This window comes from Aestuariicoccus sp. MJ-SS9 (genome assembly GCF_032586235.1).
Lineage (GTDB): Bacteria > Pseudomonadota > Alphaproteobacteria > Rhodobacterales > Rhodobacteraceae > Aestuariicoccus.
On record NZ_JAWHTD010000006.1, the window covers coordinates 90,727 to 107,633 of the forward strand.

Genomic DNA, 16,907 nt, shown 5'->3' on the forward strand with positions numbered 1-16,907 from the left:
TATGGAATGGAAGTCATCGCCCGGACGGGCACGATGGAGGTATCCTGCACTGCTCTCAGAGTCAATCGAGACCGGTACAAGGCATTCTTAAAAAGAAATAAAGAAAGAAAAGATGATGATGTCTTAGGGAAGCCGATTTCTTGGGATAACTTATTTGCCCGCAGGCTTTTCAACAGGGTGATTTTTGTGCGCCTGACGTTTCCCAAATCTGTGGAGAACCCCATCCACGGTCTGGAAATCCGTTTCAGCACAAATGATTATCCGACCTTCGGGTTTCAACCCCAGCTGGGACAAATGCAGTAGGTTCCGTGGAAAGACCGCTTTGCCCACGGGATCCGATTTATCCTTATCCCTTCCGGAAAAAAGCGCTGATCCACCGGTGGTTTCGCCGATTTGTCCCCGGCTTGCATTGTCCGGGCTTTTTCCGCAGAAACATGCGCAGCGTCGTCACCAGGGTTCTCTACCGAACTATCCACATGTCATTCGAGCTTGTCCTTGCCTCCGGGTCGTCGATCCGGGCCCAAATGCTGGAATCGGCCGGTGTGCCCTTCCGGACCGAGGTGGCGCGAATCGACGAGGCCGCGGTGCGGGATGCGCTGGTCGCAGAGGAGGCCAGCCCCCGCGACATCGCCGATGCCCTGGCCGAGATGAAGGCGCGCCGCGTCAGCGCCAAGGATCCGGGCGCGCTGGTCCTGGGCTGCGATCAGGTTCTGGCGCACAAGAACGATATTCTTGGCAAACCCGAAACCCGCGAAGAGGCCGCCGCACAGCTGAGACGCCTGTGCAACGACCGGCATATGCTGCTGTCCGCTGCCGTACTTTACGAAAACGGCGAACCGACCTGGCGGCATGTGGGCCAGGCGCGGCTTTACATGCGCGATCTGTCGGATGGCTTCATCGAAGACTATCTTGACCGCAACTGGGAGTCTGTGCGCCACTCGGTCGGCGGGTATAAGCTTGAGGAAGAAGGCGTGCGGCTTTTCACGCGGATCGAGGGCGATCACTTCACCATCCTCGGTCTGCCGCTGCTGGAATTGCTGAACCATCTGGTTCTGAGAGGGGATTTGGCGACATGAGCGATATCAAGATACCGCTGGCCGGCGTGATCGGTTCGCCTATCGCGCATTCCCGCTCGCCCCGGCTGCACGGGCACTGGCTGAGGAAATACGGGCTGCCGGGGTTCTATGTGCCGATGGACATCGCCTCAGAGGATCTTGAGGTCAGTTTGCGGCAGATGCCCAGGATGGGGTTTGTCGGGGTCAACATCACCATTCCCTATAAGGAAAGTGTGATGGCGATTGCCGATCAGGTCAGTGACCGGGCCACGCTGATCGGGGCGGCCAATACTCTGATCTTCCGCAAGGACGGACGCATTCATGCGGACAACACCGACGGTTATGGGTTCATCGAGAACCTGCGCCAATCCGCGCCGAACTGGGATCCGACTGCTGGGCCCGCCGTGGTCTTCGGCGCGGGCGGTGCGGCGCGGGCCATCGTGGCGTCGCTGCTGGATGTGGGCGTGCCCGAGATCCGGATCACCAACCGCACCCGCCTGCGGGCCGAAAAGCTGCGCGAGGATTTCGGCAACCGTTTGACGGTGGTGGAATGGGTCAAGGCAGGCAATGTGCTGGACGACGCGGCGACGGTCGTGAACACCACCTCGCTCGGCATGGTGGGCAAGCCGGAATTTCGCGTGCCGCTTGACGGGCTTCGGCCCGGCACGGTGGTCAACGATCTGGTCTACACCCCTTTGGAAACGCGCTTTTTGCGGGTCGCGGCGGAACAGGGGTGCCAGGTGGTCGACGGGTTGGGCATGTTGCTGCATCAGGCGGTGCCGGGTTTCGAACGCTGGTTCGGTTTCCGGCCGGAGGTAGACGAGGCCACCCGCGCCGCCGTTCTGCGATGAGGTTCAAGCTTGGCCTGACAGGCTCGATCGGCATGGGCAAATCCACGACCGCGGGTTTGTTTGCCGATCTGGGTTGTGTCGTCTGGGATGCGGATGCGGCGGTGCATCGGCTTTACGCCCCGGGGGGCGCGGCGGTTGCGCCGATGCGCGCGGCCTTTCCGTCGGCGGTGACAGATCAAGGCGTGTCGCGCGACGCGCTGCGGCAGATCATCCAGGACGACCCGGGGGCGCTGCAAAGGATCGAAGAGATCGTGCATCCTTTGGTGCGGCAAGACCGCGACGATTTCGCCAAGGCCCATGCCGACAGCATCTGCGTCTTCGACATCCCCCTGCTGTTCGAGACTGGGGCCGAGGCTGAGATGGATGCGGTCACATGTGTCTCTGTTCCTGCGGAAGAGCAGCGAAAACGGGTGTTGGAGCGCGGTACGATGAGCGCAGAACAGCTCGATCAGATCCTGGCGCGGCAAATGCCCAATGAGCAGAAGTGCGCCCGGGCGGATTTTGTGATCACAACAGACACGCTTGAGCATGCGGCCGCACAGGTGCAGGATGTCGTCCAAGCGATACAGGAGCGGATCGGCGATGCGTGAACTCGTTCTCGACACCGAAACCACAGGCTTTGACCCCGAGCAGGGCGACCGGATCGTCGAGATCGGCGCGGTCGAGCTTTATAACCATGTGCCCACCGGCAAGACCTATCACCAATACATCAATCCCGAACGCGCGATGCCGCAAGAGGCGTTTGAGGTGCATGGGCTGGGTGACGACTTTCTGCGGGACAAGCCGGTTTTCGCGCAGATCGTGGACGAGTTCATCGCCTTTGCCGGCGATGCCAAGCTGGTGATCCACAACGCCGCCTTCGACATGAAGTTTCTCAATGCCGAACTGGCCTGGGTCAAGCGCCCGTCGATACCGTGGGAGCGCGCCGTCGATACGCTGGCCATCGCCCGCAAGAAATTCCCGGGCTCGCCCGCGTCGCTCGATGCGCTATGCCGTCGGTTCAACATCGACAATTCCAGCCGGACCCTGCACGGCGCGCTTCTGGACAGTGAGATTCTGGCCGAGGTCTATCTGGAACTGATCGGCGGCAAGCAGCCGGATTTCGGCCTGTCGCACTCGCATTCGTCCGGCCAGGGGACCGGCGGGCAGGAAGACTGGCGGCCGATGCCGCGGCCGACGACCCTGCCCTCGCGGCTGAGCGAAGAAGAAAAGGCGGCTCACGCCGCCTTTGTCGAGAAGCTGGGCGATAACGCCCTCTGGTCGCGCTAGGCGATCAGGCGTCGGCCTTGGTTTCGCCCGCCGCCTGCGCCGCCTGACGGCGCGCGATTTCCTGACGGTAGAGCGCGAGGAAATCGATGGTTTCCAGGTTCAGCGGCGGGAAGCCGCCGTCGCGCGTGACGTCCGACACGATCCGGCGCACGAACGGGAACAGCATCCGCGGGCATTCGATCAGCAGGAAGGGGTGCAGCTGCTCTTCCGGGACATTCTCGATGTTGAAGACGCCGGAATATTCCAGCTCGAGCAGGAACAGGCGATCCTCGCTGCCTTTGTTCTTGCTGTCGATCTTGAGCTTGATCACGACCTCGTACTGGTTTTCCGTGGTCCGCTTCTTGGCATCGAGGTTGACCTGGACCTGAACGTCCGGCTTAACCTCGCCGCCCGAACCCTTCTGGGCAAGGATGTTTTCGAACGACATGTCGCGGATGAATTGCGCCAGAACGTTCATCTTGATCTGCGGTGCGGCGGCGGCTTGTGCGCCGTTCGGTGCTGCTTCTTCGGCCATAAGTTTTCTCCAATCCGAAATTCTTTGATGAATGGTTAGCAGGAGCCGGTCAAAGGCTCAATGCTTGGTCCATTGTGATCCTGGATGATTGGGGCGCTTTGGCGGGTGGGGCTCTTCGGGGGGCTGCACCTCGGAATACTCGGTCTCGATGACGTCCTCGCGCGCGGGGCGCTGCGGCCCCTGCCCCATTTCAAAGCGGTGCACCTGCACACGGGCGCGCAGATATTTGAAGAGCGCCACCCGCACCGGCGGCGTCAGCAGCGCAAAGCCTACGGCATCGGTGAAGAATCCCGGCGTCAGCAGCAGCGCGCCCGCAATTAGGATCATCGCACCATGCGCCAGCGGTTCGGTCGGATCGTCCAGCCGCTCGAACGTGCCGCGCAGCCGGTTGATCGCCATCAGACCCTGCGAGCGCACCAGCCATGTCCCCAGAATGGCCGTCAAAACCACGATCGCGAGCGTCGGCCAGAGGCCGATCAGACCCCCGACCTGAATGAACAGCGCGATCTCGATCAGCGGGACGGCCAGAAAAGCCACGAAAAGCCACATATGCACAGTTCCTTTCCATAGGGCGTGCGGTGGACTTGCCTGCACGCCTCACCTACATAAGAAGCCAACGTTGAACTTTCCATCCACGCCCAAAGAGGTGCCGATGAATTCCCCGATTATCCAGTTGCTGGTTCTGGCCGGCATCGCCATCTTTCTGATCCTGCGGCTCAAGCGGGTTCTGGGCACACGCGACGGTTTCGAAAAGCCGCCCGCGCAGGTGCAGTCCGAGCGCTCCAGCCCCCGCCGGGAATTCGAGGTGATCGAGGGCGGGCCGGATCGCGACATCACCGATCATGTGCCGGAAAACAGCAAGGCCGCCGATGCGCTGGCGCGGATGAAACGGGTTGAGCCGTCGTTCGGTGTGGCCGATTTCCTGTCGGGTGCGCGCGGCGCCTACGAGATGATCCTCATGAGCTTTGAACGCGGCGATCTGGCCGAGATCAAGCCGTTCCTTGCCGATGACGTCTACGAAACCTTTGCCGAGGTGGTCGAGGCGCGCAAGGCGCAGGGTCTGACCATCGATGCAGAGTTCATCGGGATTCGCGAATTGTCGCTCGCCGACGCGACCTTCGACGACGAAGAGGCGCTGGCCGAGATCACCGTGCGGTTTGTCGGCGAACTGACCTCTGCCGTGCGCGACAACAGCGGCGAAATCATCGAGGGCAGCACGACAGCGATCAAGCGTCAGAAAGACACCTGGACCTTCGCGCGCCGCATGGGCACCGACGATCCGAACTGGCTGCTTGTCGCCACGAGCGAATGAAGCGGACCGTCTGGGCGGCACTTTTCGCGGGGCTGGCGATGACCGGACCGACAGCAAAGGCCAGCGAGCCCCAGACGGAATACCAGGTTGTGTCGTTCGAGGATCTGAACGGCTGGGCCGACGACGATCACGCCGCGGCCCTTGCCGTGTTCCGCAACACCTGCCGCGATTTCGACGATCCCGACTGGCGCGCGCTCTGCGCGCTGGCCGACGACACCACCGATGCGCGTGGGTTCTTCGAGCTGTTTTTCCGCCCGGTGCGGATCACCGATGGGCAGGACGCGCTGTTTACCGGTTATTTCGAGCCTGAACTCGACGGATCGCCGGTGCCCACGCCGCGATACCGTCACCCGATCTACAAAATGCCGCCCGAGGCGCGTGGCGCCCAGCCCTGGCTGACGCGGCGCGAGATTCTGACAGGCGACGCGATGCCGGGTCGCGGGCTTGAAATCGCCTGGGTCGACGATCCGGTCGAGCTGTTCTTCCTGCAGGTTCAGGGTTCGGGCCGTGTGCGCTATCCGGATGGCCGGGTGATCCGTGTCGGCTATGCCGGTGCGAACGGCCATCCCTACCGGTCCGTCGGGCAAGAGCTGGTCCGGCGCGGCACCTACCGGCCGCATCAGGTGTCGGCGCAGGTGATCAAGAACTGGGTAAGGCGCAATCCCTTCGACGGTCAGGAATTGCTGTTCCACAATCCGTCTTACGTGTTCTTCCGCGAGGTCAGCGAGGTGCCCTCCGACAAGGGGCCGCTGGGGGCGATGAACCGGTCGATCACGCCGATGCGCAGTATCGCGGTCGATCCGGCCTTTACGCCGCTCGGCGCGCCGGTCTGGATCGAGAAAGAGGGCAACGCCCCGCTTCGTCGGTTGATGATCGCGCAGGACACCGGATCGGCGATCAAGGGCGCGCAGCGGGCGGACATCTTCATTGGCACCGGCGACCGTGCCGGTCGCATGGCGGGTCGGCTGAAGGATCCGGGCCGGATGATCGTGCTGATGCCGATTCAGCGCGCCTATGCCCTGTTGCCGGAAGCGGTCGAATGAGCAAGCGCCGCCTTAAACGGGACGAGCTGGATCTGTGGAACCGCGTGGCCAAGACCACCGAGCGGTTTCAGCCGCGCTCGCCCCTAGGCAACGTGGGTCGCACGACCGACCCCGCCAAGGACACCAAGCCAAATTCAAAACCCGGCCCTGCCCCGTTGCCCGCCTTCGAGATCGGTGGCAAGGCCACGCCGAAGCCCGAAACCCGCATCGGCCCGAAAACCACCTCGGCCCGGCTGGCCCGGGATCCGGTTTCGATGGACGCCAAGGCCTTTGGCCGCATGAAGCGCGGCAAGCTGGTGCCCGAAGCGCGGCTCGATCTGCATGGGATGACGCTCGATCAGGCGCATCCGCAGCTGACGCGATTTATCCTGACCTCGCAGGCGCGCGGTCTGCGGCTGGTTCTGGTGATCACCGGCAAGGGCGACCGCGAGGATCCCTACGATCCGATGCCGCGCCGCCGGGGTGTGCTGAAACAGCAGGTGCCGCTTTGGCTGCGCATGGCCCCGGTGGCACAGGCGGTGCTCCAGGTCAGCGAGGCGCATATCCGCCACGGCGGCGCCGGGGCCTATTACGTCTACCTGCGCCGCCAGCGCTAAAGCGACTTTGCTGCGGCCCTGACACCGATGGCCATCATCGTCGTGGTGAAGACGAAATAGGCCGCGATGCCCAGGAACTGCGTTTCGATCCCCAGGCCTGCATCGATCAGCACGCCGGTCATCCCCGGCCCGATGGCCGATCCCAGCACCATGACCGCCATCGCCATCGCCTTGATCGCGCCCAGGTGCCGGGTGCCAAAGAACTCGGCCCAGAAGGCGTTGGGCAGGGTCGAGTTGGCCCCGGTCGTGATCGCAAGGCAGACCAGCCCGGCAAAGGCCCAGAACAGGCTCTGTCCCAGCGCAAAACAGCCGAAAGCCGCAACCATCGGCAGCTGATACCAAGGCAATATCCGTGGCGTGCCCAGCCGGTCGAGCAGCCAGCCCGACCCCACCATCGCCGCAACCGCAATGGCGGTGTAGATCGGGAACAGGGCGACAAGCTGGATGTGATCCCAGCCTTTGACGGATGCGAAATGCACCTGCTGGAAGAAGAACGCGGTGTTGAAGGCCGAGGGCCCCAGCAACGCCGGCACCATGAACCAGAAAAGCCAATGGCGCAGCACGTCGGGCCGGGTCCAGTGGCGGTTCTCCATCCCGAGCGACTGATCGGTCTCGGCGTGGCTCTGCGGAGTGCGTTCCTCGCGCAGCAGCGCACGGAGCACCGGGATACCGGCCAGTGCGATCAGCGCGGCAACGATCCAGAGCCAGCGCCAGTCGAAGATCAGCATCAGTGACACGAAGGTCAGGGGCAGGATCGCCTCGCCCAGCGCAAAGCCCAGACCCGCGACCGACAGCGCCTTGCCCCGGGTGGCGACGAACCAGCGCGACATCGACACGATGGCCAGATGGCTGACCATGCCCTGACCGAAGAACCGCAGCCCGAGGATGACAAGCGGCAGTAGCCAGGCTGCCTGCGCCGTGGCCATGGCCAGGCAAGCCAGCGCAAGCCCGCCCAGCACCAAAACGCCCAGCGCGCGGGTGCGATACCGGTCGGTCAACGCCCCGGCCCAGAGCATCAAACCCGCCGACACCGTCGTCCCGAGGGTATAAATCCCGCCCCAGGCCCCGTGGCTTAGATCGAAGGCTTGCCGGATCTCGCCCGAAAAGACCGAGATAAAGAAGGTTTGCCCGAAACTGGACAGAAACGTCAGCAACACCCCGGCGGACAGCCAGCGCGCGTTGCCGCGCAGGAACGTCAGGATGTGTCCCATGCTCTGCCTTCTGCCGTCTCTCGTGCGGCTTTCGATGATTGCTGGTGTCCCGTGTCCCCGGGCCGGGGGCTCTGCGCCGCCGTGACCGGGTCATGCGTCGCAGTTATTCCGGAGAGCGGCGTTCTTTCAAGGCAAAATACCGTTTGCGCTAACGCTTGTTGTCCTCCCCCACCCCCGAAAGATGGAAAGGCTGAAAAAGGGCCGAATCCCGGAGCAACGCATTCGGCCGGTTTTGATCTTTTTCAATCGCCGACCGCCCGGCCGGGGTAGGATCCGATCCGGTGCGAGCCTTGTGCGCGCCGCGAACGGGGGGCTGGCGAATGAACAAAGCGTTAATGGCTGTGATGTTGATGGTTGCCTCATGCGGGGCGGCGACGGGCGGATTGGACGCCAGAACCTATGTGATCGAACTGACATCGTCGCAATTCGTCAGCGGATATGGCGGCGATCTGGTGCCGCCGCTGGTTTCCGCGCTGGGCCGCAAGGGAATGCGGGCGGTCGAAAACCAGGATGCCGAGGTCGTCGTCAATATCGTGACGGACATGGATGTCGGCCAGTGGATGTGGCGCGGCGACGAGCAGAAATGGATATACACGGTTCGGATCATGGTCGGCATCTCGCCCGTCGATTACGTGATACCGGAGGACGGCACGCCGGTCTTTGGCGTCCGCGTCCGGCTCGAGACGCCAAACCCCGACCGCGAAGACGAGCTGGGTTGCCTGATCCGGCTGGCCGCCCGGACGGCGGTCGAACAATACCGCCCCGCCGGAATGATCGAGCTCGACGGCCAGGAGTGCTTGCGCGCCTGACAGCGGCGTGGACATGTGGCCCTAGGCGTACCTTGGGTGCCAGGTCAACGTCGTGCTGGCGGCATCCCGGACAAGTGTGATCGCAGGCGGGTTACGATCAGTCGGATTTCTTCGTAGACTGGTGCGCGCGCGACCATGTCGAAGGGTATGCGGCGCGCCTGCCCTTAAAAACCGAATGAAAGGTACACCATGATTCGAACCGTTTTTGCAGCAGCTTGCTTCGCCTCTCTGCCCTTTGCCGCTCTGGCCGAAAGCCACATCACCGGTGACGCCGAGGCCGGTGAAAAGGTCTTCCGTAAATGCATGGCCTGCCACGCAGTCGGCGCGGATGCCAAGAACAAGGTCGGCCCAGTCCTCAACGGCGTGGTCGGCCGTGCGGTGGGCTCGATCGAGGACTTCCGCTATTCCGACGCGCTGCAACAGCTCAATGCAGACGGAGTCGTCTGGACCCCGGAAGAGCTGGCCGCATTCCTGGAAAAGCCGCGCGATTATGCCAAGGGCACAAAGATGGCCTTTGCCGGTCTGCGCAAGGAGGACGAGCGCCAGGACGTGATCGCCTACCTCGCGACCTTTGGCGCGGACGGGATGTAAGGCTACAAGAGTTCCGCGCGGCTCGTCAGAGAGGGGTCGCGCGGAAATCCGGCGGTTTTGTCGGAAATGGGAGCGATCCCAAGTCGCGATCAAACCGGGCCACGGCACGGTTCGCATTCCGGGCACCACCGTAGAAACCCGGTCGGTAACCTTTTCGATCCGGCAAACAAACGTAGGCGCGTACCCCGAATGGGGCTGTCAGCCCTGCCCTATCCAGTCGAGAATTCGTCGGGCGACCTTGTCCGGTGCTTCCTCGTGCATCAGGTGGCCCAGACCCTCAAAGCTTTCGACCCGCGCGTCCGGCATCCGATCCGCCGCCTCGACGGCGGTGACGGGCGGGACCGTGCGGTCGTTCGACCCGGTCAGGAAAAGGCACGGGGACCGCAGTTGCGGCAGATCCGCCAGCAGCCCGTCCAGCTTCCATTGCGACATCATCAAGAGCGTGCCGTCCACATGGTCGCGCCGGCGAAAGAGCTGGGCGTAAAGGTCCATACCCTTTGCGGACAATTCAGAGCCTGTGCCGCCGATCAGAGACACAACGCGCCCCGGTGAGGCCGCCGCGCGCACGGCGACGTCGACCATCATCGGCGTCATCGCGATGACCCGCGCGAAGACTGGGAACATGAACCCCGCCAGTCCGCGAAACGGCGACAGCGCCGGGTTGATCCCGACGATGCGCGGATTGCCGGGCAGCAGGGGCGCAAGCCGCAGCGCAATCGCGGCGCCGGCGGAATGGCCGACGATGCAGGCGGGCTCCCAGCCTTCTTGCGCGCAGAGCGTGGCGATGTCCTCGGCCATCGTGCCCAGCCCCGACCGGTGCCGCGTGCCGAGCCGGGTAAAGCCGTGGCCGGGCAGATCAACCGCCACGACCCGGCATTTTTGCGCCAAAAGCGGGATCAGATCGCGCCAGCTGTGGGTCGATCCTCCGGCCCCGTGCAGCAGAAGAACGGTCGGCCCCCGGCCGGTTTCCTGCACATGCCAAAGATGCGCGCGCGTCTCGATCTGGCGGGACAGGTCGCTGTGCGGCCAGTCCGGCGGAAGGACCGCAGGGGGCATGTGTCAGCCTCCAAGCGCGCCGGTGATCGCGCGGGACAGCCCGTGCGCATCGGCGCGCGGCAGGGGCACGTAATCCGCACCGAGAAGCCCGGCCAGGTGGCGCAGGTCGCGCTGCGGACGGACCGAGGTATCGACGACCGCGCCGGGCAGGTTCATGCCCCGCAGCACGCGCGCCATGGCCTGCGCATCCTCGGCGGCCGCGGCGCGGCCGGTGCGGCCGGGCAGGGGCACGTTCGCGCGCCCGTCGGTCATCAGCGCGACCGCCGGAGACAGCCCCTGGCCCAGCGCCTGCCGCGCCAGCTCTGCAGTGGCTTTCAGCCCGGCGGCCAGTGGCGTGCCGCCGCCGCCCGGCAGGCCGGCCAGCTGGCGCTTTGTCTGAACCAGCGAGCGGGTGGGCGGCAGGACGATCTGCGCGTCCTCACCCCGGAAGGCGATCAGCGCGACATGGTCGCGGCGGGCATAGGCCTCGGCCAGCATCAGCTCGACCGCGCCCTTGGCCTCGGCCAGCCGCGCCATCGCGGCAGAGCCCGAGGCGTCTACGGCGAAAATGATCAGCCGGTCCGACAGATCCTGAAACCGGCGGATGTGGATATCGGAGGGGCGGATCAGCAGACCCGAAGCGTCGGGCTGCGCCTTGCGGCGCAGCGGCTGCCAGGGGGCGGCGGCGCGCAAGGTGGCGATGATGTCGATCCGGTTGCTGCCGTCCGGCTTTCCGGGCCGTGAGGGCAGGGGCCGCCCGCGCCGGTTGCCACGCCGTTTCTGCCCCGCGCCGCCGCTGCCCTTGCCTTTGGTGCCGGTGACGGGACGCGAAAGCGCGTGCAGGATCTCGGGCGGGAGCAGCGCCTTGACCGCGTCGATCAGCATGTCGGGCGGCAGGTCGAGCGCGCTGTCGTCAGAGCTTTTGTCCTGCGGAGTGTCGTCCGGTTCGGGCTGGTCCTCGGGCCGGTCGTCGGCGTCCTGGGGCAGGCAGGTGGCGCGATGGGCATAGACCAACTGCGCGGCGATCTGCAGATCGTCCTCGCCGATGGTGTCACGCCCCGCCAGCGCGGCATGGGCCCGCGCGGCCCGCAGCGCCAGCAACGGCGCGCGCAGGCTGTCGATGCCGAAGCGCACGGCGGCGATCACAAGGCCGGTCATGGCCGCGTCCGGTATGGCGATGGACGAAAGCCTGCGGCGGGCGTCTTCGATATCGGTGGCGTCCAGCGCGATATCCGCCAGATCGGTCGCCCGCAGCCCGTCCAGACAGAGCGAAAACGCCAGCCGTTCGGTCAGCGTGTCGGGCGCGCGCTCGTCCGGTTCGGCCCCTTCGTCCAGCAGGATCAGCGCGTGACCCCGGCCTGCGTCGAGCGTCTGCGCCAGCCGCGCGGCGAGGTTGGCGGGGCAGCGTTCGGCCATCGTCAGGATCAGCGGCGCGGGATCGGCGAGCAGCCCACGCGAGGTGACGACCCTGGACGCGGCCAGTGTGGCGGCGATATCGATCCCGCCGAAAAGCTGGATATCGGTGATTGTCGGCGCGATGCGGCGGGCGCGGCGCAGCGGGTCCGGCAGATCAGCCAGAAAGGCGTCGCGCACCGGCCCGGCGCGCGACCGCAGGTGCAGCCCGCCCAGCCCGCCGGGATCCACCGCCAGAAGGGTCAGGGCCAGCTGGCCGGTGATCCATGCCTCTGACGGGTCGTCGATCATGCAAATACGTCGTCCACGGTGCGCATCACGCGGGTGGTCGACCCGGCCTCGTCCAGCGGATCGCGGCGCAGGCGGTGCGACAGGGCCATCGGCGCCACGTCGCGCAGATGCTGGCGGGTGACCGACTTGGCGCCGCGATAGGCGGCCAGCGCCTTGGCCGTGCGCAGCAGCGTCAGCTCGCCCCGGAGCCCGTCCGACCCCAGCGACACGCAAAGCTGCGCGCAGTCGCGCAGAACGGCGTTGGGTGCCTTGATCCGGGCCAGCGCCTCGCGCGCGGTCAGGATGGCCTTGCGCACCTTGGCATCCTCCTTGCCCCATTTCCTAAGGAACGGGTCGGGCGTGGCGTCAAAGGCGGCGCGGCGGCGGATCACCTCGATCCGCTCGTCGATATCGGTGGGCGAGCGCACCTCGACCGACAGCCCGAACCGGTCGAGCAGCTGCGGGCGCAGCTCGCCTTCCTCGGGGTTGCCTGAGCCGACGAGGACAAATCGCGCGTCATGGCGGATTGACAGGCCTTCGCGCTCGATCACGTTCTCGCCCGATTGCGCCACGTCGAGCAGCAGGTCGACGATGTGATCCTCCAGTAGGTTGACCTCGTCGACATAGAGGTATCCCCGATTGGCCCGCGCCAGCAGCCCCGGCTCGAACGCCTTTTCGCCCCGGGTCAGCGCCCGCTCGATGTCGAGCGCGCCGACGACCCGATCCTCGGTCGCGCCGAGCGGCAGGTCGACGACCGGGGTGGGGACGGTGTGCGACTTGTCCGGCAAGGGCGCAGCCCAGCCAGGGTGGTCCTGGATCGTGGCGGCGTTGGTCGGGCTGCCCGCGATCACCTCGATCGGCGGCAGTAAAGCGGCCAGCGCGCGGACGGCTGTGGATTTGCCGGTGCCCCGGTCGCCGAACACCAGCACGCCGCCAATACCGGGGTCGACCGCCGTCAGGACCATGGCCAGCTTCATGTCGGTCTGGCCGACGATGGCCGAGAAGGGGAAAGGCTGTTTCATGCGGGGATGTCCTCGATGGGGCGGGCCAGGGGGATGCGGGGGCTCTGCCCGTCCCAGGCGCCGGATTCGCCGCGGATGCGGAACCGGGCGTAAAGTTCTTCGCGAAACCATGCGCCGTCGCGGACGGCGCGGATGGCGCGGGCATGTGGGCCATCGCGGCGGGCGAAATTGGCCATGCTCTCGGCGTCGGGCCAGATCGAAAAGGTGACCTGGTGCAGCAAGGGCACCTCGCCGATGCCGATCTTGAAGAGCACGTTGGTGTCCGATCCGATCACGGCGCTGATGTCGGGGACCCGCCGCCAAAAACGCAGCGCCGTCGCGGGCTTGATCGTGGCGCGGGTCAGCGCGGCGATGGGGCCGTCGGCAGCGGTATCCTCGGGGACGAAGGGCGCAACCTGCGACCACGATCCCCGGGCCGAGATCGGCGACAGGAACAGCGTCCAATCCTCGGAGGCGCGGTTGCGGTAGCGTTGGTAGAGCCGCGCGCCAGAGGTCTGGTCGCGCGCCGTTTCCAGATCGGGCCAGGTGGCGAGAATCGCATAGACGGCGGTGTTGGGAATCGGGGTGAAGCCCTCGCCGGTGCCGGATCCGCAAAGCTTCCAAAAGCCGATTCCCGGGATGCGCGGCATGGAAAAACGTGCGGCACCCATCATCGAAAGCGCCCAAAGCCGGGCGGCGAGACCGTCGAAACGGAACAGGCTCAGCGTCACTGTCTGCGTCATTTGGCACCCCGTGTGTCAACTAAGTCTGACACACTCGCCCTTCAAATGAAAGCGTCAAGGATAGGTTGACACATGCGAAAGGCTTTCGTTGTCTAGTTTGATTGACAGTGCTAGTGTTGAGCCATGATGACAAAAGTCGACCCGCGTCTTTCCTATGCTCCCGATCATGCCCCGCATGCAATTGTCATCGGCGCAGGCCTGGGTGGCTTGGCCTCGGCGATGCGGCTGGGGGCCAAGGGTTACCGGGTAACGGTGATCGACCGGCTGGATGTGCCCGGCGGGCGCGGGTCCTGCATCCGCAAGGACGGGCATCGCTTCGATCTGGGTCCGACGATCGTGACCGTGCCGCAGGTCTTCAAGGAATTGTGGGCCGCCTGCGGGCGGGATTTTCACCGCGAGGTCGATCTGCGGTCGCTCGATCCGTTCTACGAGATTCGCTGGCCCGACGGCTCGACCTTCACCGCCCGGCAGGATACCGCGCGGATGCGCGAAGAGGTCCGGCGGCTGTCGCCCGGCGATCTTGCCGGGTACGACAAGTTCCTGGCCGACAGCGAGGCGCGGTATTGGTTCGGGTTCGAGGATCTGGGCCGCAGGCCGATGCACCGCCTTTGGGACCTGATCCAGGTGCTGCCCACCTTCGTCCGGATGCGGGCGGATCGGTCGGTCTATGCCCATGCGGCCAAGCGGGTGAAGGACGAACGCCTGCGCATGGCGCTGTCCTTTCATCCGCTCTTTATCGGCGGCGATCCGTTCAACGTGACGTCGATGTATATTCTGGTCAGCCACCTAGAGAAGGAATTCGGGGTTCATTACGCCATGGGCGGTGTCGCCGCGATGGCCAAGGCGATGGCCGATGTGATCTCTGATCAGGCCGGGATCCTGCGGATGCAGACCGAGGTCGACGAGATCCTGATCAAGGACCGCCGGGCGCGCGGGGTGCGGCTGGCCACGGGCGAGATTGTGACGGCGGATATCGTCGTGTCCAACGCGGATGCCGGGTTCACCTACGACACGCTGCTGCGCAACCACAACAAACGGCGCTGGACGCCCAAGCGCCTGCGCCGGTCGCGCTGGTCGATGGGGCTTTATGTCTGGTACTTCGGCACCAAGGGCACGCGGGGCATGTGGAAGGATGTAGGCCACCACACCATCCTGAACGGCCCGCGTTACAAGGGCCTGGTGCGCGACATCTTCATAAAGGGCAAAGTGACCGAGGACATGTCGCTTTATGTCCATCGCCCTACCATCACTGACCCAAGCGCCGCGCCCGAGGGGGACGATACCTTTTACGTGCTTAGCCCGGTGCCGCATCTGGGGCACGGCGACGACACCGATTGGGACGCGCTGCGTGAACCCTACCGCGAAAGGATAATCAAGGTGCTGGAGGATCAGCTGATCCCCGGTTTCGCCGACCGCCTGACCGCGCAGGAAACCTTTACCCCGAACGAATTCCGCGACCGCTACCTGTCGCCTTATGGATCGGGCTTTTCGATCGAGCCGCGCATCCTGCAAAGCGCCTGGTTCCGGCCGCATAATGTCAGCGAGGAGGTCTCGGGCCTTTACCTTTGCGGGGCGGGTACGCATCCGGGCGCTGGGCTACCGGGGGTGATTTCTTCGGCCGAGGTGTTGGCGAAGCTGGTGCCTGACGCGGACTATGTCAGGCAAACGGAAAAGGTCGCGGCGGAATGACCCGGGCCGATGCGGATATGCAGGCCTGCGCCGAGATGATCCGCCACGGATCGCTGTCCTTCCACGCCGCGTCGAAACTTTTGCCGGGCAATGTCCGCCAGCCCGCGCTGGCGCTTTATGCATTTTGCCGTCTGGCCGATGACGCGGTCGACCTGCAGGCCGAAAAGGCCGCCGCCGTGCTGCAATTGCAGGACAGGCTGGACCGCGTTTACGAGGGCCGGCCCCGCGACGCCGCGCCCGACCGCGCCTTCGCCGATGTGGTCGAGCGGTTCGATATGCCGCGCGCCCTGCCGGATGCCTTGCTGGAAGGGCTGGCCTGGGACGCGATGGGCCGGCGCTATGCCACCTTGTCCGACGTGATCGGCTATTCCGCCCGTGTCGCCGCCGCCGTGGGGGCGATGATGTGCGTGCTGATGCGCGTACGCGACCCGGATGCGCTGGCGCGGGCCTGCGATCTGGGCGTCGCGATGCAGCTGACAAACATCGCCCGCGATGTGGGCGAAGACGCGCTGGAACGCAGGCTCTACCTGCCGACCGACTGGCTGGATGAGGCGGGGCTGACGCCTGAGGCCTTCTTTGCCGACCCGCGCCCGACCAAGGCCATCCGCCAGATGACCCGCCGCCTGGTGATGGAGGCGAACCGGCTCTACTACCGCTCCGAGGCGGGGATCGCGGCGCTGCCGCGCGCCTGCCGCCCGGGCATTTTCGCCGCGCGGCATATCTATGCCGGGATCGGCGGGCAGGTGCAGCGCGCGGGCTACGATTCGATCACCACGCGGGCGCATACCTCGAAGCCGCAAAAGATCGGCTGGCTGATGCTGTCGGCAATGCAGGCAGGGGTCACCACGGTGATGCCACGCTCTGCCGTTCTTTACGCAAGACCGCTGGATGAAGTGCGCTTTCTGGTGGACGCGGCGGCGGACCGTTTGCCGGTCTGGGCGCGCCAAGACGGGCTGATCGACGTGATGGCCCGGCTGGCGGCCACCGACCGCGAAAGACGCGAGGCCTTGATCGAAGGACGCTCGCGGGCTACCTGACCGTCATGTTCTGGATTCTCTTCGGCATTTTCCTGGCCGCCTGCTTTGCCGCGGGTTCGACGGGCGGGCTCTTCCCGCCCGGAGCCTGGTATCGCGAGCTGAAGAAACCATCCTGGACTCCGCCCGACTGGGTGTTCCCGGTCACCTGGACCACGCTTTACATCTGTATGGCCACCGCCGGGGCGCGCGTGGCGCTGAGCGACGGCAACGCGATCGCCATGGCTTTGTGGTCTTTGCAGATTGCGCTCAACGGCCTTTGGACGCCGGTCTTCTTCGGTTTGCAGAATATCCGCCTGGGGATGATCGTACTGGCGTTGCTCTGGCTGTCGGTCGCGGCAACGCTGGTGGCGCTCTGGATGGTGGACTGGATCGCGGGGGCGCTCTTTGTACCTTACCTCGTCTGGGTGACGATTGCTGGGGGGCTGAATGCCTCGGTCTGGCGGCTGAACCCTGATATCGCGCGCTGAG

General features: G+C 65.2%; 20 protein-coding genes. 13 read left to right on the plus strand and 7 right to left on the minus strand.

Annotated features, from left to right (window positions below; genetic code table 11):
* Positions 1-6: 6 nt before the first annotated feature.
* The 5 genes from RXV88_RS06480 (at position 7) to dnaQ (ending at position 3,175) form a co-directional block, all read left to right on the plus strand.
* Positions 7-303, plus strand: coding sequence for a hypothetical protein (locus RXV88_RS06480; RefSeq protein ID WP_316291301.1), 297 nt, complete (start codon positions 7-9; stop codon positions 301-303).
* 173 nt (positions 304-476) lie between these two features.
* Positions 477-1,076: a nucleoside triphosphate pyrophosphatase gene (locus RXV88_RS06485; protein ID WP_316291303.1), complete on the plus strand. Its 600-nt coding sequence runs from the start codon at positions 477-479 to the stop codon at positions 1,074-1,076.
* Entirely contained in the window at positions 1,073-1,906 is an 834-nt protein-coding gene (locus tag RXV88_RS06490) for a shikimate dehydrogenase (RefSeq protein ID WP_316291305.1), read from the plus strand. The genes RXV88_RS06485 and RXV88_RS06490 overlap by 4 nt, the downstream gene beginning before the upstream one ends.
* Entirely contained in the window at positions 1,903-2,496 is a 594-nt protein-coding gene (coaE, locus tag RXV88_RS06495; RefSeq protein WP_316291306.1) for a dephospho-CoA kinase, read from the plus strand. Before RXV88_RS06490 ends, coaE begins: the two co-directional genes overlap by 4 nt.
* Positions 2,489-3,175 (plus strand): DNA polymerase III subunit epsilon, encoded by a 687-nt coding sequence (gene dnaQ, locus RXV88_RS06500; RefSeq protein WP_316291307.1) that lies wholly within the window; start codon positions 2,489-2,491, stop codon positions 3,173-3,175. Before coaE ends, dnaQ begins: the two co-directional genes overlap by 8 nt.
* 4 nt (positions 3,176-3,179) lie before the next feature.
* Here the strand turns inward: dnaQ and secB are convergent, their stop codons facing one another.
* Together secB and RXV88_RS06510 are read right to left on the minus strand one after the other, a co-directional pair.
* Entirely contained in the window at positions 3,180-3,689 is a 510-nt protein-coding gene (secB, locus tag RXV88_RS06505) for a protein-export chaperone SecB (RefSeq protein WP_316291308.1), read from the minus strand.
* Between the two features lie 57 nt (positions 3,690-3,746).
* Entirely contained in the window at positions 3,747-4,238 is a 492-nt protein-coding gene (locus RXV88_RS06510) for an FxsA family protein (protein WP_316291309.1), read from the minus strand.
* Between the two features lie 103 nt (positions 4,239-4,341).
* On the opposite strand from RXV88_RS06510, the gene RXV88_RS06515 reads away from it, so the two are divergent.
* From RXV88_RS06515 to RXV88_RS06525, 3 genes are read left to right on the plus strand one after another with little or no spacing between them, the layout of a single operon-like run.
* Entirely contained in the window at positions 4,342-5,001 is a 660-nt protein-coding gene (locus RXV88_RS06515) for a Tim44/TimA family putative adaptor protein (RefSeq protein ID WP_316291310.1), read from the plus strand.
* On the plus strand, positions 4,998-6,044 hold the full coding sequence (locus tag RXV88_RS06520) for a murein transglycosylase A (protein ID WP_316291311.1): 1,047 nt from the start codon (positions 4,998-5,000) through the stop codon (positions 6,042-6,044). The genes RXV88_RS06515 and RXV88_RS06520 overlap by 4 nt, the downstream gene beginning before the upstream one ends.
* The gene (locus RXV88_RS06525) at positions 6,041-6,640 is read left to right on the plus strand and encodes a Smr/MutS family protein (protein WP_316291313.1); all 600 of its coding nucleotides are present in this window, start codon (positions 6,041-6,043) and stop codon (positions 6,638-6,640) included. Before RXV88_RS06520 ends, RXV88_RS06525 begins: the two co-directional genes overlap by 4 nt.
* On the opposite strand, the gene RXV88_RS06530 is transcribed toward RXV88_RS06525, so the two are convergent.
* Complete coding sequence (locus RXV88_RS06530; protein ID WP_316291314.1) at positions 6,637-7,851, minus strand: MFS transporter; 1,215 nt, start codon at positions 7,849-7,851, stop codon at positions 6,637-6,639. The genes RXV88_RS06525 and RXV88_RS06530 overlap by 4 nt on opposite strands.
* 350 nt (positions 7,852-8,201) lie before the next feature.
* On the opposite strand from RXV88_RS06530, the gene RXV88_RS06535 reads away from it, so the two are divergent.
* Positions 8,202-8,660 carry a hypothetical protein gene (locus RXV88_RS06535; protein ID WP_316291316.1) on the plus strand — a complete coding sequence of 153 codons (459 nt, stop codon included), beginning with the start codon at positions 8,202-8,204 and terminating at the stop codon, positions 8,658-8,660.
* Between the two features lie 189 nt (positions 8,661-8,849).
* Positions 8,850-9,251 carry a cytochrome c family protein gene (locus RXV88_RS06540; protein ID WP_316291317.1) on the plus strand — a complete coding sequence of 134 codons (402 nt, stop codon included), beginning with the start codon at positions 8,850-8,852 and terminating at the stop codon, positions 9,249-9,251.
* A gap of 198 nt (positions 9,252-9,449) precedes the next feature.
* On the opposite strand, the gene bchO is transcribed toward RXV88_RS06540, so the two are convergent.
* The 4 genes from bchO to crtA are packed head-to-tail and all read right to left on the minus strand — an operon-like array spanning position 9,450 to position 13,713.
* Positions 9,450-10,307 carry an alpha/beta fold hydrolase BchO gene (gene bchO, locus RXV88_RS06545; protein WP_316291320.1) on the minus strand — a complete coding sequence of 286 codons (858 nt, stop codon included), beginning with the start codon at positions 10,305-10,307 and terminating at the stop codon, positions 9,450-9,452.
* 3 nt (positions 10,308-10,310) lie between these two features.
* A complete protein-coding gene (locus RXV88_RS06550) occupies positions 10,311-11,990 on the minus strand; it encodes a magnesium chelatase subunit D (protein ID WP_316291321.1) in 1,680 nt (559 codons plus the stop codon).
* Positions 11,987-12,991: a magnesium chelatase ATPase subunit I gene (gene bchI / locus RXV88_RS06555; RefSeq protein ID WP_316291323.1), complete on the minus strand. Its 1,005-nt coding sequence runs from the start codon at positions 12,989-12,991 to the stop codon at positions 11,987-11,989. The genes RXV88_RS06550 and bchI overlap by 4 nt, the downstream gene beginning before the upstream one ends.
* Positions 12,988-13,713 carry a spheroidene monooxygenase gene (gene crtA, locus RXV88_RS06560; RefSeq protein WP_316291325.1) on the minus strand — a complete coding sequence of 242 codons (726 nt, stop codon included), beginning with the start codon at positions 13,711-13,713 and terminating at the stop codon, positions 12,988-12,990. Before crtA ends, bchI begins: the two co-directional genes overlap by 4 nt.
* Positions 13,714-13,836: 123 nt before the next feature.
* Here crtA and RXV88_RS06565 point away from each other — a divergent pair, with 123 nt between their 5' ends.
* From RXV88_RS06565 to tspO, 3 genes are read left to right on the plus strand one after another with little or no spacing between them, the layout of a single operon-like run.
* On the plus strand, positions 13,837-15,402 hold the full coding sequence (locus tag RXV88_RS06565; protein WP_316291327.1) for a phytoene desaturase: 1,566 nt from the start codon (positions 13,837-13,839) through the stop codon (positions 15,400-15,402).
* The gene (crtB, locus tag RXV88_RS06570; protein ID WP_316291329.1) at positions 15,399-16,439 is read left to right on the plus strand and encodes a 15-cis-phytoene synthase; all 1,041 of its coding nucleotides are present in this window, start codon (positions 15,399-15,401) and stop codon (positions 16,437-16,439) included. The genes RXV88_RS06565 and crtB overlap by 4 nt, the downstream gene beginning before the upstream one ends.
* A gap of 5 nt (positions 16,440-16,444) precedes the next feature.
* Complete coding sequence (gene tspO / locus RXV88_RS06575) at positions 16,445-16,906, plus strand: tryptophan-rich sensory protein TspO (RefSeq protein WP_316291332.1); 462 nt, start codon at positions 16,445-16,447, stop codon at positions 16,904-16,906.
* The last annotated feature ends 1 nt before the right edge of the window (position 16,907 follow it).